The sequence below is a fragment of the Sphingomonas sp. BLHR8 genome (assembly GCF_056821725.1).
The window spans coordinates 253,966-274,132 of sequence record NZ_JBPDIM010000002.1 but is presented as its reverse complement, the minus strand read 5'-3'; the positions used below and the strand labels follow the sequence as shown (position 1 = coordinate 274,132).

21 protein-coding genes and 1 riboswitch are annotated in these 20,167 nt (G+C 66.8%); of the genes, 7 read left to right on the top strand and 14 right to left on the bottom strand.

Annotation, left to right across the window (positions count from 1 at the left end; translation table 11 throughout):
• Positions 1–172: 172 nt before the first annotated feature.
• Positions 173–748 (bottom strand): CarD family transcriptional regulator, encoded by a 576-nt coding sequence (locus tag ACRYJK_RS11335; RefSeq protein ID WP_482667692.1) that lies wholly within the window; start codon positions 746–748, stop codon positions 173–175.
• 282 nt (positions 749–1,030) lie between these two features.
• Here ACRYJK_RS11335 and ACRYJK_RS11330 point away from each other — a divergent pair, with 282 nt between their 5' ends.
• Complete coding sequence (locus ACRYJK_RS11330) at positions 1,031–1,294, top strand: hypothetical protein (RefSeq protein ID WP_482667691.1); 264 nt, start codon at positions 1,031–1,033, stop codon at positions 1,292–1,294.
• Here the strand turns inward: ACRYJK_RS11330 and ACRYJK_RS11325 are convergent.
• From ACRYJK_RS11325 to ACRYJK_RS11315, 3 genes are all read right to left on the bottom strand, one after another.
• Positions 1,282–1,743, bottom strand: a complete 462-nt coding sequence (locus ACRYJK_RS11325) for a DUF2141 domain-containing protein (protein ID WP_482667690.1) — start codon at positions 1,741–1,743, stop codon at positions 1,282–1,284. The genes ACRYJK_RS11330 and ACRYJK_RS11325 overlap by 13 nt on opposite strands.
• Positions 1,685–2,452 carry a sterol desaturase family protein gene (locus tag ACRYJK_RS11320; protein ID WP_482667757.1) on the bottom strand — a complete coding sequence of 256 codons (768 nt, stop codon included), beginning with the start codon at positions 2,450–2,452 and terminating at the stop codon, positions 1,685–1,687. The genes ACRYJK_RS11325 and ACRYJK_RS11320 overlap by 59 nt, the downstream gene beginning before the upstream one ends.
• Positions 2,453–2,525: 73 nt before the next feature.
• A complete protein-coding gene (locus ACRYJK_RS11315) occupies positions 2,526–3,770 on the bottom strand; it encodes an MBL fold metallo-hydrolase (RefSeq protein ID WP_482667689.1) in 1,245 nt (414 codons plus the stop codon).
• Between the two features lie 154 nt (positions 3,771–3,924).
• Here ACRYJK_RS11315 and acs point away from each other — a divergent pair, with 154 nt between their 5' ends.
• A complete protein-coding gene (acs, locus tag ACRYJK_RS11310; protein ID WP_482667688.1) occupies positions 3,925–5,868 on the top strand; it encodes an acetate--CoA ligase in 1,944 nt (647 codons plus the stop codon).
• 50 nt (positions 5,869–5,918) lie between these two features.
• Here the strand turns inward: acs and ACRYJK_RS11305 are convergent, their stop codons facing one another.
• Genes ACRYJK_RS11305 through ACRYJK_RS11295 form a run of 3 tightly spaced genes read right to left on the bottom strand, consistent with a single transcriptional unit; the run spans position 5,919 to position 6,737 of the window.
• Entirely contained in the window at positions 5,919–6,164 is a 246-nt protein-coding gene (locus ACRYJK_RS11305; RefSeq protein ID WP_482667687.1) for a hypothetical protein, read from the bottom strand.
• A 31-nt stretch (positions 6,165–6,195) separates the two neighbouring features.
• Positions 6,196–6,513, bottom strand: a complete 318-nt coding sequence (locus ACRYJK_RS11300; protein WP_482667686.1) for an HPF/RaiA family ribosome-associated protein — start codon at positions 6,511–6,513, stop codon at positions 6,196–6,198.
• On the bottom strand, positions 6,513–6,737 hold the full coding sequence (locus ACRYJK_RS11295; protein ID WP_482667685.1) for a hypothetical protein: 225 nt from the start codon (positions 6,735–6,737) through the stop codon (positions 6,513–6,515). Before ACRYJK_RS11295 ends, ACRYJK_RS11300 begins: the two co-directional genes overlap by 1 nt.
• A gap of 115 nt (positions 6,738–6,852) precedes the next feature.
• Between ACRYJK_RS11295 and ACRYJK_RS11290 the strand changes: the two genes are divergently transcribed.
• Positions 6,853–8,646: an SLC13 family permease gene (locus ACRYJK_RS11290; protein ID WP_482667684.1), complete on the top strand. Its 1,794-nt coding sequence runs from the start codon at positions 6,853–6,855 to the stop codon at positions 8,644–8,646.
• Here the strand turns inward: ACRYJK_RS11290 and spt are convergent.
• Positions 8,640–9,896: a serine palmitoyltransferase gene (gene spt, locus ACRYJK_RS11285; protein WP_482667756.1), complete on the bottom strand. Its 1,257-nt coding sequence runs from the start codon at positions 9,894–9,896 to the stop codon at positions 8,640–8,642. The genes ACRYJK_RS11290 and spt overlap by 7 nt on opposite strands.
• Before the next feature lie 45 nt (positions 9,897–9,941).
• Between spt and ACRYJK_RS11280 the strand changes: the two genes are divergently transcribed.
• Both ACRYJK_RS11280 and thiC read left to right on the top strand, forming a co-directional pair.
• Positions 9,942–10,739 carry a helix-turn-helix domain-containing protein gene (locus ACRYJK_RS11280; RefSeq protein ID WP_482667683.1) on the top strand — a complete coding sequence of 266 codons (798 nt, stop codon included), beginning with the start codon at positions 9,942–9,944 and terminating at the stop codon, positions 10,737–10,739.
• Positions 10,740–10,804: 65 nt separating this feature from the next.
• Positions 10,805–10,913, top strand: a riboswitch (TPP riboswitch).
• A 66-nt stretch (positions 10,914–10,979) separates the two neighbouring features.
• On the top strand, positions 10,980–12,875 hold the full coding sequence (thiC, locus tag ACRYJK_RS11275) for a phosphomethylpyrimidine synthase ThiC (RefSeq protein WP_482667682.1): 1,896 nt from the start codon (positions 10,980–10,982) through the stop codon (positions 12,873–12,875).
• Between the two features lie 694 nt (positions 12,876–13,569).
• Here the strand turns inward: thiC and ACRYJK_RS11270 are convergent.
• The 6 genes from ACRYJK_RS11270 to ACRYJK_RS11245 form a co-directional block, all read right to left on the bottom strand.
• A complete protein-coding gene (locus tag ACRYJK_RS11270) occupies positions 13,570–14,283 on the bottom strand; it encodes an RNA-directed DNA polymerase (RefSeq protein ID WP_482667681.1) in 714 nt (237 codons plus the stop codon).
• Between the two features lie 772 nt (positions 14,284–15,055).
• Complete coding sequence (locus tag ACRYJK_RS11265) at positions 15,056–15,424, bottom strand: hypothetical protein (RefSeq protein WP_482667680.1); 369 nt, start codon at positions 15,422–15,424, stop codon at positions 15,056–15,058.
• Entirely contained in the window at positions 15,421–15,579 is a 159-nt protein-coding gene (locus ACRYJK_RS11260) for a hypothetical protein (protein ID WP_482667679.1), read from the bottom strand. Before ACRYJK_RS11260 ends, ACRYJK_RS11265 begins: the two co-directional genes overlap by 4 nt.
• The gene (locus tag ACRYJK_RS11255) at positions 15,558–15,707 is read right to left on the bottom strand and encodes a hypothetical protein (RefSeq protein ID WP_482667678.1); all 150 of its coding nucleotides are present in this window, start codon (positions 15,705–15,707) and stop codon (positions 15,558–15,560) included. The genes ACRYJK_RS11260 and ACRYJK_RS11255 overlap by 22 nt, the downstream gene beginning before the upstream one ends.
• Before the next feature lie 78 nt (positions 15,708–15,785).
• The gene (locus ACRYJK_RS11250) at positions 15,786–17,378 is read right to left on the bottom strand and encodes a leucyl aminopeptidase (RefSeq protein WP_482667677.1); all 1,593 of its coding nucleotides are present in this window, start codon (positions 17,376–17,378) and stop codon (positions 15,786–15,788) included.
• Positions 17,379–17,453: 75 nt separating this feature from the next.
• Positions 17,454–18,107, bottom strand: a complete 654-nt coding sequence (locus tag ACRYJK_RS11245) for a hypothetical protein (protein ID WP_482667676.1) — start codon at positions 18,105–18,107, stop codon at positions 17,454–17,456.
• A 182-nt stretch (positions 18,108–18,289) separates the two neighbouring features.
• Between ACRYJK_RS11245 and ACRYJK_RS11240 the strand changes: the two genes are divergently transcribed.
• The gene (locus ACRYJK_RS11240; RefSeq protein WP_482667675.1) at positions 18,290–19,420 is read left to right on the top strand and encodes a mechanosensitive ion channel family protein; all 1,131 of its coding nucleotides are present in this window, start codon (positions 18,290–18,292) and stop codon (positions 19,418–19,420) included.
• A gap of 26 nt (positions 19,421–19,446) precedes the next feature.
• Positions 19,447–19,881 (top strand): MaoC family dehydratase, encoded by a 435-nt coding sequence (locus ACRYJK_RS11235; protein WP_482667755.1) that lies wholly within the window; start codon positions 19,447–19,449, stop codon positions 19,879–19,881.
• Positions 19,882–20,167 lie beyond the last annotated feature (286 nt).

Here is a 20,167-nt window from a genome sequence, read left to right as displayed (position 1 = left end):
ACCATCCCGGGGCGGGCCAAAAGGGCCGATGTTGCCGCCAGCACCGCACGCGCACGACGACGCCCCGCGGAGTCGGAAGACTCAACGGGACGTCGGCGCGGTAGTGCCGGAAGGGCGCCAAGGCAAGCAGTTCGCCACGCCGCGCGTCGGATGACGCGGGCATGGCGCCGGCTCAACCCTGCGCGGGTGCTTCGGCCTCGCTCTCGGCAGCTGCGGCCGCAGCGCCCGTCGGCGGGTGATATTGCGGGGCGTGCGTGCGCAGGATGTCGAGGATCTTGGCCTGTGCCGCCTTCTCGTCGATCTGCTCGAGCGCGGCGACCTCGCGGGCGAGGCGGCTGCACGCGGCCTCGAAGATCTGCCGTTCGGAATAGCTCTGCTCGGGTTGGTCTTCGGGGCGGAACAGGTCGCGCGTTACTTCGGCGATAGCCGAAATCTCGCCCGAATTGATTTTTGCCTCATATTCCTGGGCGCGGCGCGACCACATGGTGCGCTTCACCTTGGGCTTGGTCTTGAGGATGTCGAGCGCTTCCTTGATCGTCTTGTCCGACGACAGCTTGCGCATGCCGACGCTCTCGATCTTGTTGACGGGCACGCGCAGGGTCATTTTCTCTTTCTCGAACCGCAGCACGTACAGTTCGAGCTTCATGCCCGCGATTTCCTGCTCCAGCAGTTCCACCACGCGCCCGACCCCATGCTTGGGGTACACCACATAATCGCCAACATCGAAGGCATTCGCCTTGGCCGTCATGTATCGCCCTTTCATCGCTGGCGAATGCGTCGGCGCGCCGGGCCCGACCGGTCAGCAATCCCGGCACCGACGTCGCCAACACGGCGCCGGGGAGAGACAGAGATCGCGGAACGTGGGATGGTCAGGTCAAGCGCGCGCAGCTTCCGCCAGAGGTTCCGCACTCCAACAGCGGCGCGGACCCATCGGTAACGCCTGCGCCATAGCAGCTTTGCCGCGAAAAAGCGAATCGGTCGCGAGCGCCGGACTGTTCAGACGCTGTCGCCGCGCTGTAGGAGCGTGGGTATGGATAACCGCCCGCTGCCCCCCGTGATCGCGCGCACGCGGCGGATCGGCTGGGCGCTGCTGGCCATCGCGCTGCTGGCGGCGGCCATTGCGCGGTCGAGCGACGGCGGCTTACGGACCGCCGCGATCGTTACCGCCATCATTGCGGGCCTCGGGGGTGTCCTTGCGGTCGTCAATGCGCTGATGGTGCGCGGGATGGCGCTAGCGATGCGTGACGCAGCGGCGCGGGCCGACCCACCGCCGCGTGACGATCAGAGCATGTAGCGCAGCCGCACCTCCTCCGCCTCGGGGCCATCGAGGTGGAACGCCGCCGCATTGAAGCGCGGCGGGCCCATGCGGATCGCGGGATTGCGCGAAAAGCCGAACCCTTCGCGCGGGATGCCCATCACCTTGTCCAGCCGACCGTTGGCGTTTTCGTCGTGGATGATCGCGACGGCGTAGTTGCGCCCGGTCGCAAGGCTCGCGCGCAGCGTCCCCGCATCGCTCAACGGTACCACCAGCCGCGTCGCCCCCGGATCGCGGCGGCAATCGGGAAAGGCTCCGGCGTTGGCGGTGATGCAGACGAGGAGCTGCCCGCGCATGCTGCGCTGCCCTTCAACGGTGAGCGTCAGCGGCACCAGTCGGCCGCCCGCGGTCGCCGCCGCGACGGCGGGTTCAGCCGCCGACGGCGCCGCGCTCAACGCGACGAGCGTCAACGCGAGCGCGATGCCCATCCCACGACGCAAGGCCGAGGTCGGTGCCGCACAGGCGGTCCCAGAAACGGAAGTAGAGGCCATAATTCCCCCGATAGCGCTCATGATGCCGTTGGTGATGCGTGGCGCTTATCAGCCACTTGCCTACCGGACCGTGAACGATGCCGCGCGGCAGCATCTCCCAGCCCATATGGTTGGTGATTCCCATCAGCGTCATGATGCCGAGCACCAGGCCGAGCATCGCGACGTGGATGGGGATGACGAACACCAGCGCCGGAATGACGATTGCGCCGGTCAGCGCCTCCCACGGATGAAAGCTCATCGCCGCCCAGGCGGTGGGCGGGCGGCTGGCGTGGTGGACGGCGTGCATCGCCTTGAACAGCCGCGGCTCGTGCATGGCGCGATGGGTCCAGTAGAACCACGTGTCGTGCGCGAACAGATACAGCGCGACGCTGACCGGCGCCCACCACAGCGGCATCGCGCTCCAGTCGGTGTAGATGCGCGTCCAGCCGTGCGTCTGCCAGCCCCAGGCGACGATCCCCGCGGGCACGCCATAAATGGCAGCGGAAGCGAGACTCCAGCCGATCTCCTTGCGGATCTGTGGGGTGAGCCCGGCGTAGAGCCCCGGCCGCACCCGCGCCGTGACCGCCGCGAAGGCTCCGGACGTTGCGAGATAGCGCACGCCGACGATCAGCGTCATCGCCAGCGCCGAGCCGAGCGCGGCGAGCATTGGGGCGGGGGTCGCTGTCACGCCGTGAGCTTAGCGGGTTCGGCGCGCGGGGTTAAGCGGCATCGTCGCGGCGTTACTGGAACGCGCGGACGGCAGCGCTCTGCGTGCACGCCGCGAGCCGCGCTTCGTCGACCGGCGCCCCGCGCGCCCCCACCGGCGGCACCGCCCAAGCCGCACCGATCGTCTTTGCCGCAAAGGCCTCCCCCGGGCTCCCCACGCAACGCTGCAGTTCCGCCAGCATCCGCGGCGGCGTCCAATAGGCTTCGTTGGAGAGGCGAAACGTCCCCCAGTGGATGGGCAGCGTCGGCGGGCGACCGAGCCGGTCCCAGATGCGGATCGCATCCTGCGGGCCGACGTGGCTGCCGGTGTTCATCATCCCCGGCGCAAAGCGAAACGCACCGATCGGCAGGATGGCGAGCCGCACCGGCGCCCCGTCGGCGACCGCCTCGCCCGGCCAGCGCCCGTCGCCGAAGCCGGTGTCTCCCGCGAAATAGACGCGGCCCGCGCCGGTATCGATGGTGAAGGCCGACCACAACGCCCGGTTGCGATCCGTGCCCCAGCGACTGCCCCAGTGATGGTTGCGCTCGACGCGCACGCGCACTCCCTTGGGATGTTCGGCGACGCCGCCCCAGTCGAGCCCGCGCGATGGAATGCCCGCCTTGGCGAGGATCGTGTCGTTGCCGAGCCCCGTAACGATCAGCGGCCGATCGCGCTCCCACAATTGTTTGAGCGTCGCGATGTCGAGGTGGTCATAGTGATTGTGGCTGATGACGATCAGGTCGATCTTGGGTAGGTCGTCGATGCGGATGCCGGGCGCGGCGACGCGACGCGGGCCGATCCCCCAGCGCCCGGCGACGTTGGACCAGATCGGGTCGGTGAGCATGGCAAAGCCGGCGGTCTGCACCAGCGCCGTCGCGTGGCCGACCCAGGTCACGCTCATCGCCTGTGGATCGAGCGACCCTGCATTACAGCGGGCCCACGGCTCCTGCGGCGTCGCTTCCTGCGGCGGGCAGGCGACGAGCTGCGGGTCGCCATAGCCGGGCGTCACCGCCACCCGATCGGGCCACGCCGGACGGTCGTCGCTGCCGGTCAGCCAGCGCAGCAGAAAACTCCCCCGCGACCGGCCCGCGGGCATCCTGAACGTGTCGTCACCGCCGGGATTGAAGAAGCGTTCGCCATCATAATGCCCGCTCACCGGTCCATCATAATAGATGCGGTCGAGCATCGGCGGCACGATCGTCAGCGCGAGGCCGAGGACGATGATCAGCCACGCGATGCTCCACCCGAGCACGCGCAGCGATTTGAGAAGAAACGGCATGGCGCGAGACTTAGTGCCCGCGCGGGTCGTGGCAAGCGGGAGGGCACTCTTCCCTCCCCCTTGTGGGAGGGAAGATGGCACGCCGCGCACCGCCACTTCACAACCCCGCCCTCCCCGCTAAGCTTCGCGCAAAACAAATTGGAGAGGGCCGCCGATGAGCGAAGCGCATGTCTATCCGGTGCCCGCCGAATGGGCGGAGCGGGCGATGATCGGCGCGGACGCGCGCGACCGCATGTGCGACGAGATCGCCGCCGACCCGGATCGATTCTGGCTGCGCGAGGCGATGCACCTCGAATGGATCACGCCGCCGACGGTCGCCGGCAACTGGAGCTTCGACGAAGCGGACTTCGGCATCGAATGGTTCGCCGACGGGGCGCTCAACGTCGCCGCCAATTGCCTCGATCGCCATCTCGACGAGAGAGGCGATCAGACGGCGATCATCTGGGAGGGCGACAATCCGTCGGAGAGCCGGCGCATAACCTATCGCGAGCTCCACAACCGCGTCTGCCGACTGGGGAGCGCGATGCGCGCGCTCGGTGTGCGCAAGGGCGACCGCGTCACCATCTACCTGCCGATGATCCCCGAAGCGGCGGTGGCCATGCTCGCCTGTGCGCGCATCGGCGCGATCCATTCGGTCGTATTCGGCGGCTTCTCGCCCGGGGCGCTCGCCGGACGCATCCGCGACTGCGACAGTCGGCTGGTGATCACCGCCGACGAAGGGCTGCGCGGTGGCAAACGCGTGCCGCTCAAGGCCAACGTCGACGCTGCGCTGCGATCCTGCCCGAGCGTCGAGCGGGTGATCGTCGTCGCCCGCACTGGCGCCGATGTCCCGATGGAGACGGGCCGCGACCTACCTTATGCGCAGCTCGTCGCGGCCGCCTCTTCCGACTGTCCCGCCGAACCGATGGCGGCGGAGGACCCGCTGTTCATCCTCTATACCTCGGGTTCGACCGGCAGGCCGAAGGGCGTGCTGCACACCAGTGGCGGCTATCTCACCTGGGTGTCGATGACCCACCGTTACGTGTTCGACTATCGCCCGGGAGAGATATTCTGGTGCGCGGCGGACGTCGGCTGGGTCACCGGGCACAGCTATGTCGTCTATGGCGCGCTCGCCAACGGCGCGACGACGCTGATGTTCGAAGGGGTGCCCAACCATCCGACGCCGAGCCGCTTCTGGGAGGTGATCGACAAACACGCGGTCGAGATTTTCTACGCCGCGCCGACCGCATTGCGCGCGCTGATGCGGGAAGGGGACGATTGGGTCACCGCCACCAGCCGGGCGTCGCTGCGGCTGCTCGGGTCGGTGGGGGAACCGATCAACCCGGAGGCGTGGGAATGGTATCACCGCGTCGTCGGCGATCATCGCTGCCCGATCGTCGACACTTGGTGGCAGACCGAAACCGGCGGCGCGATGATCGCACCCCTGCCCGGCGCGACCGACCTCAAACCCGGCTCCGCGACCAAGCCGCTGTTCGGCGTGGTGCCGCAGATCGTCGACAACGACGGTCGCCCGCTGGAGGGCGCATGCGAGGGCAATCTGTGCATCGAAAAGAGCTGGCCCGGACAGATGCGCACCGTTTGGGGCGATCACGACCGGTTTTTCCAGACCTACTTCACCACCTACCCCGGCCGCTATTTCACCGGCGACGGGTGCCGGCGTGACGAGGATGGGTATTACTGGATCACCGGCCGCGTCGATGACGTGATCAACGTATCCGGCCACCGCATGGGGACGGCCGAGGTGGAGAGCGCGCTCGTGGCTCACCCCAAGGTAGCGGAGGCCGCGGTCGTGGGCATGCCGCACGACATCAAGGGCCAGGGTATCTACGCCTATGTCACGCTCAACGCGCACGACGAGCCGTCGGAGGCGCTGCGCGGCGAGCTGGTGCAATGGGTTCGCCGCGAGATCGGCCCCATCGCCGCTCCCGACGCCATCCAGTTCGCGCCCGCGCTTCCCAAGACCCGGTCGGGCAAAATCATGCGCCGCATCCTGCGCAAGATCGCGGAGGGCGAGGTCAGCGCCGCTGCGCTGGGCGACACATCGACTCTCGCCGATCCGGCGGTGGTCGACAGCCTGGTCGCGGAACGCATAACATAGCATCAACGCCGGGGTCCGCTGGGGACCCCGGCGTTGATGCAGGTGCGCGCTCAGTAGTTGCCGGGCGGGTCGCTCGACGGGAAGCTTTCGTCGGCCTGCTGGTCGATCATGTCCCAGTCCTTGACGTCCGACTTCATCGCCTCCGGTCCCGCATTGCGGATCGGGGTGGCGTGAACGTCGGTCGCCTCGCCATCGGCGAACGCCGCGGGGGTGGCGCCGGCATGTTCCGGCTTCTGCATCCAGCGATAGATGCCATAACCGCTCGCGGCGATGATGGCGGTCCGCAACAGACCCATGGTGTTCACTCCTTGAAGAAACGGGGTTCGACTACCGAACGCGGTCAGCCGTCCCAAAGTTGCGATCGAGCCGCTCGACCAGCGTCGAAAGTGCGCCATTGAACGCCGTATCGATGGTCCGCGACCGTTCGCTCACCGCGAGCGGAGCCTCCCCGGCCGGTCGTGCCTCGATCGTCACTTCGATGCCGTTGTCGCCGTTGGTCGTGCCATCGATATCCTTGGCGTGGAGCTCGACCCGGGTTAGCCGCTCGCCAAAGCGCGCGAGCCGTTCGCGCAAACGGGTTTTGGTCGCTGCCACATCGAGCGCGCGGTCCGCGACGCTGTCATGATGATTGATCTGGACCTGCATCAGCGCGCCTTCCGGCTGCGTTCGAGCATCGGACGATGCCCCTCGGCATCGAACGCGCCCATCACCGGCGCGTCGGGGTTCATGCCGGGCACCGGGCCGTCGCCCGCGGTCGGCTCCTGCCGATCCAGGTAGTCGCGCGACTGATCGGCATCGGCACGCTGCTTCGCCTCAAGCGCCTGTTGGGCGAGCTGTTGTTGCTCGGTGGCTTTGTCCTGCTGGGTCAAGTCAACCTTCTTGTCTCGCGCTCGCGGATCGAGCGCCTGCGTTTCGTTTTCGGGTGTGCCAGATGAACGCGCCAAGGCCGCTTTCGTTCAGCCCTGTGTGGCGTAAAGGCGAGGGATGAGCTTGACGATCGATCCGACCATGGCCCCCTGGATCGGCATCGCGACCCTGATCGCGATGCTGGTGGCGTTCGCGTCGGAGCGGGTCCCGCCGGTCGTCGTCGCCATGACCGGCGCGGTCGCCATGTTGCTGCTCGGCTTTGTCACGCCGACGCAAATGACGGGGGTGTTCAGCAACGGCGCACCGCTTGCCATCGGCGCCATCTTCATCTTGTCGGGGGCATTGCAACGCACCGGCGCGCTCGAGAGTATTGCCGCTTACGCCCTGCGCCGCTCCGCCCGCCACCCGCGCGCGGCACTGGCGGAGTTCGCGGTCGGCACCGTCGCCGCATCGGGGGTGATGAACAACACGCCGGTGGTGATCGTGCTGATACCGGTGGTGAAGCGCCTCGCCCGAGCTGTCGGCATCGCCGCCAGCCGGCTCCTGATCCCGCTTTCCTACCTCGCCATCCTGGGCGGGGGGCTGACCCTGATCGGAACTTCGACCAACCTGCTCGTCGACGGCGTCGCGCAAGCCGAAGGGCAGCCGCGCTTCACCCTGTTCGAAATCACCCGCATCGGTCTGGTTTCCGCGGCGGCCGGCGCGGCGTTCCTCCTTTTGACGGGGCGCTGGCTGCTGCCCGACCGGGAGGATGGCGACGACGGCGCGGACGAGCGGCCCTATCTCTCCGACCTGCGCGTCCTCGCCGACAGCGACCTCATCGGGCGGAGCTGGGCGCAGAGCGTGCTGGCGCGGCGGCCGGGGCTGGCGCTGCGCGCGGTGCGCCGCGGCGGGCGAACCATTCGCACCGACGCTGCCCTGCAAATCCTTCAGCCCCGGGACGTGCTGATCGTGGAGAGCACGTCGGACGAGTTGCTGTCGCTGACCCCGATGCCGGGCCTCGAAATCGGCCTCAGCGTTCGCGACGGCGGGGTGACGCTAGTCGGCCGCGGCGCGCCCGCGGACCTGCAGCATGTCGAAGCCGCAATCGGCCCCTCGCACCCCTCGATCGGTCGCCAACTCAAGGAGGTGCCGTTCCTGTCGCGGCTGAAGGTGCGCGTGCTGGGCTTGCGCCGGCCGGGTCAGCGTCCGGGTCCCGACCTTGCCTCGGTGCGGCTTCGCCCCGGCGACCGCCTGATGGTCGCGGGCAGCAGCGACGCGGTGCAGGGCATGCGCGCGAATGTGAACCTCGTCGATGTCGCGCACGCGCGCGCCAGGACGTTTCGCCGCGACAAGGCGTGGATCGCGGTGGCGACGCTGGCAGGGGTCGTGATCGGCGCGGCGCTGTTCGGCTGGCCGATCGAGGTTGCGGCGATGGTCGGCGTGGCGGTCGTGCTGCTCACCGGCTGTCTCGACCCCGACGATGCCTGGAGCGCGATCGACGCTAATGTGCTGATGCTGATCTTTGCCATGCTGGCATTCGGCGCGGGGCTGCAGGGCGCGGGCAGCGTGACAATGGTCGTCGGCTGGATGCAGCCCTGGCTCGCCCACGCGCCGCCGTGGCTGGTGCTGGTCGGCATCTACGCCATCACCAGCCTGCTGACCGAGATGGTGACCAACAACGCCGTCGCGGTGATCATGACCCCGCTCGCGATCGCGCTTGCCGAAGCGCTGGGCATCGACCCGCGCCCGCTGATCATCGCGGTGATGTTCGGCGCGAGCGCGAGCTTTGCGACCCCCGTTGGCTATCAAACGAATACGCTGGTCTATACCGCCGGCGGCTATCGCTTCGCCGACTTCCTGCGCATCGGCATCCCGATGAACGTGGTGGTCGGCGCCGCGGTCTGCGCGGCGCTCGCCGTCTTCTATTGAGCGGGAAGGATCCCCACCGCCCGCCCCGCCCGCTCGAAACGCGCGAGGATGTCCTGCACCTGCTCGGCGCTATGCTCCGCGCACAGCGAACAGCGCAGCAGCGTCATGCCCGCCGGAGTCGCGGGCGGCCGCGCGAGGTTCACGTAAAGCCCGTTCTCGAGCAGCGCCTCCCACATCATCGCGCCCTTTTCGAGGTCGGGCATGATCACCGCGATGATCGCCGACTGCGGCTCGTCGGTGCCGAGCTGGAAGCCGAGCGCCTTCAGGCCGCCATGCAGCGTGCGGCTGTTCTCCCACAGATGCGCGCGCTTGGCCTCGCCGCCGTGCATCAGCTTGCGGATCGAGGTTGCCGCGGTCGCCACCACGCTCGGCGGCAGCGAGGCGGTGAAGACATAGGGGCGGCACACCAGCCGCAGCACCTCGAACTTCGGATGGTTGGAGACGCAGAAGCCGCCGACGGTGCCGACGCTCTTGGAGAAAGTGCCGATGACGAAATCGACGTCGTCCAGCACCCCCTGTGCCTCCGCCACGCCGCGGCCGTGGTCACCGATGAAGCCCATCGAGTGCGCCTCGTCGACCAGCACCATCGCGCCTGCGGCCTTCGACGCCGCGATCATCTCCTTCAGCGGCGCGACGTCGCCGAGCATCGAATAGACACCCTCCAGCACCACCAGCTTGCCCGCGTCAGCGGGGAGGCGGCGCAGGCGCTTTTCGAGCGCGTCGACGTCGTTGTGTTTGAACGGCACGACTTCCGCATTGCCCAGCGCGCAGCCGTCCCAAATGCTGGCGTGGCTGTCGATGTCGAGGACGATGTAATCGCCCTTCCCCGCCATCGTCGAAATGATGCCGAGGTTCGCCTGGTAGCCGGTCGAAAAGACCATCGCATGGTCCATGCCGTAGAATTCGCGCAGCGCCGCTTCGCAGTCCTTGTGCGGACTATAGGTGCCGTTGAGTACGCGGCTGCCGGTCGTGCCGCTGCCGAAATCGTCGAGCGCCGCCTTCCCCGCCGCCAGCACGTCGGGGTCGAAGGTCATGCCCATGTAATTGTAGGTGCCGAGCAGAATCGTCTCGCGCCCGTTGCAGATCGCGACGGTCGGCGACTTCACCTCCTGCATGACCAGGCTGAACGGGTCGGTCACCCCCGTCGCCAGCAGCGCGCGGCGCTGTTCGATGATCGGATCGAACTTCGCGAACAGGTCGGGCGTCCCGCCCTCCTGCGTCACATCGTCGGCGGGATTGTCGGGCTGCATCACGGCATCGGTCATGGTCGGGCGGTGTAAGCAATCGCGCGGAGCTTGGCGAGAGTCCCCTTCCCGCACCCAAGATTTTTGGGGTGGCGGCAGGCAGTGTCGGTCCATAACCCTTCCGCCATGAACGCCGCCGTGGATCGCCTCAGCGAAAAGGAGAAGCTGGTCTTGCGCCTGCTGCTGCGCGGACACGACGCAAAGTCGATCGCGCGCGAGCTCGACCTGTCGGTGCACACCATCAACGAACGACTGCGCGAGGCGCGGCGGAAATTGGGGGTGTCCAGCAGCCGTGAAGCGGCCCGTCAGCTCCACCAAAGCGAAGGGGACAACGCGTTGGGGGATGCGCCCGCGCCTGCCCCGCCGCCACCAGCGGCATCGCCACCAACCCGTGACGGTCGCCGCGCCTATCGCCCGACCGCGCTGATCGGAGTGATTGCCATGATCCTGACTCTCGCCCTCGCCGCGCTGACCCTGGCGCCGCAACAGAGCGCCCCGCTCCAGCCGGGCGCAGACGCCGTCGAAACGACCCCGGCCAGCGCCGCGCGCGGCTGGCTCGCGCTGATGGACGAAGGCCGCTACGCCGACGCCCACGCGGGCGTGGTCGCACAAATGCGGCAGAGCAATCCGATCGACGCCTGGAACCGCATTCATCGCGAGGTCCGCACGCCGATGGGCGCCGTCCTCTCGCGGCGGCTCGCCTCGACCGACGACGTGCCCGCCGGGCCGAACGGTCTGTTCATGGTCCGTTTTCGCACCGACTTCGCCAACCGGCCCGGCGCGCTGGAGACCGTGACCCTGGCCCGCGAAGAAGGTGCGCTGCGGGTGGCCGGCTACACTATTGAATAAGCGTCGCCGACACGCGGGGGCGCAAGCAGGCCGCTTGCCCCCCGCGCCGACCTCCCCTACGCTTGGCCGCATCCCCGGGGAGCTCGCGCGAGCTGAGAGGTGGGCGTCGCGCCCCACGACCCGTCGAACCTGAACCCGTTAGCACGGGCGGAGGGAAGGGAGCGGGCCGCTCAACCGTCGTCCGCCACGCCCTCCATCCGCGCCTGCGCGACGACGATGAGAGAGCGAGAGCGACGAGACATGGCCGACCGCGACCCCCGCACCCCCGCGACCCCCGGCGAAGGCGCGCTGCCGAGCGTCACCACCGGCCCCATCCGCGGCTCGACCAAGGTCCACGTCGGTCCCTTGCGCGTCGCCATGCGCGAGATCGCGCTCGAGGGGGGCGAGCCGCCGGTGCGCGTCTATGACACCAGCGGGCCTTACACCGACCCCGCTGCGCGCATCGACATCGACGCCGGCCTTCCCGAGCTGCGCCGCGACTGGATTCGCGCGCGCGGCGATGTCGAGGAGGTGGCGCAGCGCGAGGTGCGCCCCGAAGACAACGGCCAGCTCGGCCCCGACCGCTCGGGCGGGGTCAAGCCCTTCCCCAACGTCCGCCGCACCGTGCTGCGCGCGCGCGCCGGCGCCAACGTCAGCCAGATGCACTACGCCCGCCGCGGCATCGTCACGCCGGAGATGGAATATGTCGCCACGCGCGAGAATCTCGGCCGCGAAATGCTGCGCGAATATGCGCGCGACGGGGAGAGCTTCGGCGCCGCCATCCCCGACTATGTGACGCCCGAGTTCGTCCGCGACGAGGTCGCGCGCGGCCGCGCGATCATCCCCTCCAACATCAACCACCCCGAAAGCGAGCCGATGGCGATCGGCCGCAACTTCCTCGTCAAGATCAACGCCAACATCGGCAACAGCGCGGTCGCGTCCGACGTGGCGAGCGAGGTCGACAAGCTCGTCTGGGCGATCCGCTGGGGCGCGGACACGGTCATGGACCTCTCCACCGGGCGCAACATCCACGACACGCGCGAGTGGATCATCCGCAATTCGCCCGTGCCGATCGGCACCGTCCCCATCTACCAGGCGCTCGAAAAGGTCGGCGGCATCGCCGAAGATCTGACGTGGGAGATCTTCCGCGACACGCTGATCGAGCAGGCCGAACAGGGCGTCGATTACTTCACCATCCACGCCGGGGTGCGGCTCCCCTACGTGCCCATGACCGCGCGGCGCGTCACCGGCATCGTCAGCCGCGGCGGCTCGATCATGGCCAAATGGTGCCTCGCGCATCATCGCGAGAGCTTCCTCTACGAACGCTTCGACGAGATCACCGAGATCATGAAGGCGTACGACATCGCCTACAGCCTGGGCGATGGCCTGCGCCCCGGCAGCATCGCCGACGCCAACGACGAGGCGCAGTTCGCCGAGCTCTACACGCTGGGCGAGCTCACCCGCCGCGCGTGGGATCAGGACGTGCAGGTGATGATCGAAGGGCCGGGGCACGTCCCCATGCACAAGATCAAGGAGAATATGGACAAGCAGCTCGCCGCGTGCGGGGAGGCGCCCTTCTACACGCTGGGGCCGCTCGTCACCGACATTGCGCCGGGGTACGACCATATCACCAGCGGCATCGGCGCGGCGATGATCGGCTGGTTCGGGACGGCGATGCTCTGCTACGTCACGCCCAAGGAGCATCTGGGCCTGCCCGACCGCGACGATGTGAAGGTGGGGGTGGTGACCTACAAGCTCGCCGCCCACGCCGCCGACCTCGCCAAGGGCCATCCCGCCGCCAAGGTCCGCGACGACGCGCTATCCAAAGCGCGCTTCGAATTCCGCTGGCGCGACCAGTTCAACCTGAGCCTCGACCCCGACACCGCCGAGCAATACCACGACCAGACGCTCCCCGCAGAAGGCGCCAAGACCGCCCACTTCTGCAGCATGTGCGGCCCCAAGTTCTGCTCGATGAAGATCACGCAGGAAGTGCGAGACTTCGCCGCCCGCCAACACAACGCCCCCCCGCCGGAAGAAGCGCTACCGCCGTCGCTGCCCAACGAAGCGCCGCTCGGCGTAGACGCGGAAACCGGCATGCGCGCGATGAGCGAGAAGTTTCGCGAGGAGGCTGGGGAAGTGTACGTTTCCTTAAGGTGACGCCATCCAAACGCGTCTTCGTTGTCTGCTATAATAAAAGTCGTTGTCTAATTGCTGCTGAGAAAGATGAAGCCGACGTCGGTCTGTTTTCGCAACGCTTGGATTCATGACTGCTTCGAGCAAGAGCAGGAATTTCTCATGAGAATACTGCTGGAGTTGAGAGGTGCTATGCGCCCCGAGAAATGGACGGACTCTCTTGTAAACGTTCGCATCGCTACCTAAGCTGGTGACAAACTCCAGAGCCGACTTTCCGCTCGTATCAGACCAACGCGACAGCATACCAATTAGCACGGATCTACTACGCGTGCTGGTAAATAGCGGGATTAGGGATGTCACCGCTCGTATCAGATAGTTTTCTCGACTCCATTCGCTTCGTCGACTTTCGATCAAGGTCATGAGGGCCGTGACATTTCCAATCCGTGATTGCAGCATCAGAGCACAGTAAAGGCCCACGCGGGGTGCGTCGTTAAACGCCTGCACCAGTTCTTCGCGCGTACGAAGTGGAACGGGCTTTGTATACCGACACGCAATAAGGGAACGGACCATCCAAAGAAACGACGCATCGTCGACTAAATCGCCAACTCTCAATACATTTGCCACAAGGTTGACCAAATCTTCTCCCGGGACCAGGTGCGAAAGAATGTTGAACGCAGTTTGTCTGACCGAGGGTCTATTAATTGCAAAGTTACCAAGTTCATTGGGAGAGAATACTTCGTAGCCCTGCCGCTGTAGGGACAACAAGCGCTTGAGTAGTTTCTCTCCATTTCCCCGGTCGTATCGCCCCGTCGATGTCCAAATTCGGTGCGCTCTCCGCATACTGCGCGCCTTGGCGACATCGGTGGCAGAGCACTCCGACACAAAATCCAAGAACTGATTTTCCCTCACCCGCAAAATGCTCTATAGCCTTATCTCTCGCTAGTATTTTGCACTTGGCGTTATTTAGTCGTAAGTTTCTTGAGTGAAGCAAAAGGTCTAAGTCCCTAAGAACCTTCTTGCCCTCCAGTAACGAGTCGACACCAATGTCCATGTCGTCCATGTATCGCGCGTATTCGACAGCGCCCTTGTGATTCTCGAAAAAGTCGTCAATTTCGAAGAGATTAATGTGGGCCAAGAGACGCGGCGCATCAAGATCAATCTGGGGGATTCCTAGACCTATGGGTGGAAGATAGTCCGGCTTCCACTTTGCGGCCTCCAATACGCCCAAAAGGAGGTCGAGTTCGGCAATAACGCCCAAACTTAGATTAGCTAATGTAGCCCTTAAGTATTTATAGACTATCATATCATAATAGTTCGCTATGTCGGCGACTACTATGTACTTCTTGGTCTTTGCAAATCCCAAGACGGTTGTCTGAAAGTCTAACCAGGCGGCGATTGGCCCATATCCAAACTCATAGTCGTATTTATTCACGTTTCTCTTTTTGAACGGCTGATGACTATGGGCGTAAAATGCATTCGGACTTGGGGCTTTGCCCTTCGAATCTCGCCAAAGCCTGTTTGCAAGAACCTGAAGGACGATGGCGTCTGATGGCTGCATTTGGACTATTTGTCGGCAGATGCCCTTGCTCTTTTCGACCAATATCCGTGTGTGAGACGCTGTTCGATAGCGGCCGGACACAACATCATCTACTATACGTTCAACATTGTCAGCTAGCTTTATATGGAAGTCGAGTCCATCGAACGGATCTGGGATGGGAGAATTGCGCAACGATTGTCGGACTACCTTTTTCCAAACAGTTTTGAGTTCGGTCGTGGTGAAGGTTAGGCCAAGGCGTCTCGACTTGCGCGGGAAAGCGGGTGTTAGCACATCACCTCTGCGGAAAGATTCGAACCTGCACACGGCCCAATAGCGTCGATACTAGAGTATTCTAAGCTTACCGAGGCGAAGAGGCAAACGATCTGAAGCTTGACCACCACTCGCACCAAGCTGAAGTTCTACCTCGGTCACCGCACCTGTCGTGCTGTGGCCGCGCTGCATCGAATTTGCTGCTGGTGAGCTGGCAAAGTTGGTGAAAGTAAAACGTGGCGCAGTCGAGCAAACACAACCTGGGGATTTTTGCCTTAACTTCGACTCACCTGCCGCTGTCGAAACCTGGAGTGCGAATTTCTGGCGTCAGCCTCCCTTGGAGCGTCGTCTTGGTAGGGGGAGTGACGATACGCCCCAGCAGTACGTCATATCGCGATCAATACGCCTCCGCCGCCTCCAGTCGCAGCGCCACCTCCTCCTCGAACGGCGTCCAGCCGTGCGCGGCGATGGCGTCATTGCTCTCCTTGGCGGCACGGCCTTCGCCCAGCGACCAGGTGAGGTGATAGGTGCCGCCGAGCGGACGATCGGTCGAGCCGTTCAGCTCGACGATCAGCGCCTCGACCCCCGCGCCATTGTCGACGCGGCCGACGACGCGCGCGGCTTGGGGGGTGGGGACGTCGCTCGCGCGCTCGACGCGGCCGTAGGTGACGTGGTGCGCGACCACGCGGGCATAGCGCGGCGGAAAGCGTTCGAGCAGCACGACGCGGCTCGCTTCCGCGATCGGCCAGACCATGTTGCGCTTCACGGTGATCCCACCGCCCGCCGGTAGAGGTGCCACGTCGCGTGGCCGAGGATCGGCAGCGCCAGCAGCAGCCCCAGCAGCGCAGGAACCATCGCCAGCATCAGCAGCAGCGCGATCAGCGCCGCCCAGCCGAACATCACCCCCGCATTGCTCGCCACCCTGCGCAGGCTGACGGCGCCGCGAGGAAATCGCGCATCCCGCCGCGCAGGGCCGCGCCGAGATCGGCGAAGGCGAGCGTGCGCGTCGCGCCCTCGCGCTCCACGGCTTGACTGGTCGTCCGGTCCAACGCGCGCCTCCCGCCTCCGCTCTCCCGGGGGGCAGGTTGGCGCGCGCGGGGCCGGCGATCAAGCGCTTCGCGTCGCGCTTACTGCGCTGCGCCGAGTTCGCCCGGACGAAAATCGCGCGCGAAGCGTTCGAGCGTGCAGACCCCCCAACCGTGACCGCCGCCCGAATGGCTGTCGTTGGCCGAGCCCCAGGCGACGTTGGCCATGTCGATGTGCGCCCACGGCGTTTCGCGCGGGACAAACTCGCCGATGAACCAGGCGCCAAAGCTCGCGCCACCACCACCGCCGCCGCTGTTGCGCAGGTCGGCGATGGGCGATTTGACGTCCTCACCGACGCTCGGGTGCAGCGGCATGCGCCACATCGCCTCGCCCGTGCTCTGCCCCGCCGCCTCGAGCTGGCGGGCGAGACCGTCGTGGCGCGAGAAGAGGCCGGCGTAATCGTCGCCGAGCGCCGTGCCGATCGCGCCGGTCAGCGTCGCCACGTCGACCACCGCCGCGGGGCGCAAATTGGCGCTCGCCCAGGACAGCGCATCGGCGAGCACGACGCGGCCTTCGGCGTCGGTGTTGATGATCTCGATGGTCTTGCCGTTCATCGCGCGGACGACGTCGCCGGGGCGCGTGGCGGTGCCGCTCGGCAGGTTCTCGGCGAGCGCGGCGATCGCCACCACGTCGACCGGCGCGCGACCGCGGGCGAGCGCCAGCACCCCGCCGGTCACCGCCGCCGCGCCGGACATGTCCATCTTCATGCTCTCCATGCCCGAGCCCGGCTTGATCGAGATGCCGCCCGAATCGAACGTGATGCCCTTGCCCGCGAACACCAGCGGACCGCCCGCGGGCGCCCCCGCCCCGCGATAGCGCACCACCATCAGCCGCGGCGGGCGCTGCGATCCCTGCCCCACCGACAGCAGCGCGCCCATGCCGAGCCGCTGCATCGCCGGCACGTCGAGCGCTTCGATCGTGACGCCCGGCAAGCCCGCAAAGGCCTGGCGGGTACGTTCGACAAAGCTTTCGGGGTAGACCACATTGGCCGGCGCGTTGATGAGGTCGCGGGTGAAGTGCACCGCATCGACCAGCGCCTGCCCGCGCGCGGTGAAGGCCCGCTGCGCGCCTGCGGCCTCATCATGGACGATGGTGATGGTGCCTAGCGCCGCCGCTGCCGATGCCTCACGCGTGCGGTAGAGGTCGGAGCGATAGCCGCCGATGCCGATGCCGGTGGCGAGGTCCGCGACCTGCTCGGCGCTCATTCCCTCGGCAAGGATGGTCACCGCGCCGCGTTCGGTCGCGGTGTTGCGGCCGATCAATTGGCCGAGCGCGGTCGCGCTGGCGGCGCTCGCCCCTTCACCGCGCCCGACGAGAAGGATGCGGTCCCAGCTGCCGATGCCGCGCAGCGACTGGGTCGCGCGCGCGCCGAAGCGATATTCGGCAGCGTCGACTGCCCGGCGCAGCGCGGCGCGCGTGCCCGCGTCCACGCCGACGACCCGATCAAGCGCCGCTGCATTGGCGAGCGGCAGGATCAGCGTGCCCCCCGCCGTCGCCGGCATGGCGCTGACGAAGCGGACGTCGCGCGCGGTCTGCGCATGCGCTTGCGGCGCGAGCGGCGACGGCACGGTCTGCGCCGCAAGCGGCGCGGCGATGGCAAGGAGCGATACGGCGGCAAGCAGGCGAAGCGTCATGAGAGTCCCTTGGCGAAGATGTACGCTCCGCTTGGTGGCCGCTTGGGCCACGCGCGGCAACCCCTGGGGCGCGCCTCACCCGATCAGGTCGACGGTCAGCACCTCGACGATCACCTCACGGACGGCGCCCGTGCGCGCGTCCGACACCGCGCCGGTGTCACTGACCACGCAGTCGACCACCAGCCCACCGCGCAGCTCCAGCGCCGCCGCGTCGAGTTCGGCGATCGCTCCGGGAAGGGGTGCGCCGGCGGGAAGCGACAGCGTGATGCGGTGGCGCGCACCTTCGAACGTCGCGCTGAACCATTCGCGCTCGGTCGCCTCGGACAGCTCGACCGCGCCGCCGCCGCGCGTGAGCAGTTCGGCGATCAGCGCCGGCGCGCTCGAACGGCGGCGACGCAGCGCCTCACGCGCCGTTTCGCGCGCCTCGGCGGCCTCGCTGGAGGGATGAGCCGCCATCGCCCGCCGGTCCATCTCCGACACCGGCGCCGGGCCGCGGCGAACCGGCTCACGCTGCGGCTTGGCAGCCGGGAGCGGGGCGCCAGCGGCGCGCTGGCTGGCGATGAAGGCGAGCACCTTTTCGCGGGTTCGCTCGGATGGCTCGCGCCCCCGGCTGAGGTCGTCGACCAGCCGTGGGTCGCCCACCGCCTCACGCCCGAAACGCGTGCGGGCCATCGCATGGTCGCGCAGGAAATGCTGGATCTGCATCAGCAAGGGTCGTTCCTCGATCATTCGTCTTCCCCGAACTTCTCCGGCGGTTCCGATCGTTCGACTCGACCCGCCGCGTGAGGAACATTTGAAGAACAGAATCCAACACCGCAACGCCGATGTTAGGATTTTTCCTACACCGGCGCGGCCGTGGCTTTCTGCGCGCGATTGCGCCGACTCTTTGACGGTGGCACAGCGTCGAACCCATGATCGCCGCCCCCGCCGCCCCCAAAGCCGCCGTGAAGGCAAATATCGCAAACCTGGCGGACCTCTTCGCCGACACGCAGCAGTGGTGGGCCGCGCACCTGATCGACATCCTCATCGCCGCGGCGATCGCGGCGGGGTTCTACTTCGGGTTGCGGGTCGTGCGGCGACGGATCCGCCAGTTGGCCGCGCGCCGCCAGCCGGACGATGTCTTCGCCATTGCGCTGAGCGTCCTTGCCCGCACCAAGAAATGGTTCTTGGCCTTTGCAGCCGCGCGAATTGCGGTGCCGATCGCCAGCACTCCGCCGCGCGTCGCCGACGTCGTCGAGTTGCTGTTCTTCGTCGTCGCCGCGTTTCAGGTCGCCATCTGGGTGCGCGAGCTGATCCTCACCGTCATTCGCAGGCGCGCGCGATCGGGATCGAGCGAAACGCTGTCCAATGCGCTGACGCTGATCAATGTGCTGGTGACGGTCGCGCTGTTCACCATCGCCGGCATCGCGGTGCTGGGCAGCTTCGGCGTCAACGTCTCCGCGCTGATCGCCGGCCTCGGCATCGGCGGCATCGCCATCGGCCTCGCCGCCAAGGGCGTGTTCGAGGATCTGTTTTCCGCGCTCGCGATCATCTTCGACCGGCCGTTCCATGTCGGCGACACCATCGGTTATGGGCAGACGACGGGCACGGTCGAGCGCATCGGCCTCAAGACCACCCGGCTGCGGGCGCTGACCGGCGAGCGCATCATCATTTCGAACCAGAAGCTGCTCGATCAGGAGGTGCGCAACCTCTCCGACCTCAGCCGGCGGCGTTTCTCGGTGCCGTTCGGGGTGCACAACGACACGTCGGCACGGCAGCTCGCGCGCGTGCCCGATGTCGTGCGCGCTGCGACGGAGAGCGTCGGTGCGGAGCTGGTGCGCTGCAGCTTCACCGGCTTCGGCGCGTCCAGCCTCGACCATGAATGGCTGTTCGACGTGCCCGACCTCGACATGACAAAGGCGACTGCGGTGCGGCACCGCGCGGCGGTCGCGTTGGTCGAGGCGTTCGAGCGTGAAGCGATCATCTTCTCGCTGCCGATGCAGGTGTCGCTCGGCCCCGAGCCCGCGCCACATCCGCCCAACGAACAGGAGACCGCGTCGTGAGCAAATCCACTATCACCCCGCAGGAAATGCAGGCCCGGGTCGGCCAGACCATCGGCACCAGCGACTGGATCACCATCGACCAGGCGATGATCGACAAATTCGCCGACGCGACCGGCGACCACCAGTTCATCCACGTCGATGCTGCGGCGGCGGCGATGACCCCCTTTGGCGGCACGATTGCCCACGGCTTCCTCACCCTCTCGCTGTTCCCGGTGATGATGGCCCGATCCGACGCGCCCGGCATCGAAGGCGTGAAGATGGGCATCAACTACGGCGGCAACAAAGTCCGCTTCCTGACGCCGGTGCGCTCGGGCAAGCGTGTGCGTGGCCATTTCAAGCTGCTCGAGCTCGCCGAAAAGCGCCCTGGCCAGTGGCAGCAGACGCTCGAACTGTCGGTCGAAATCGAAGGCGAGGAAAAGCCCGCGCTGATCGCCGAATGGATCACGCAATTCTTCGTCTGACCGCGCCCTGTCCGTTCCCGGGCATCCGGCGCCAGGCCGCTCGCTAGCTCGAGCAGACCCTTCGCTCTCCGCGGACGCGGGCGGCGAAGCATTCGGCGCGTGCGCGGCTCCGTCGCTCGAAATCCTGCGGCGGGCGACGGCGACGCTGCGGGAGGTGCGGGTTCGGTGAGATCCAGCTGCGCCGCCGGTGGCACCTCACCGTTGTTTGCCCGGGAGCGGGGGAGGGTCCAACCCGCGGCCCGCCGCGTTGACGCAGCAGCCGCATCCTCGGTCGCCGGGGCCGTGG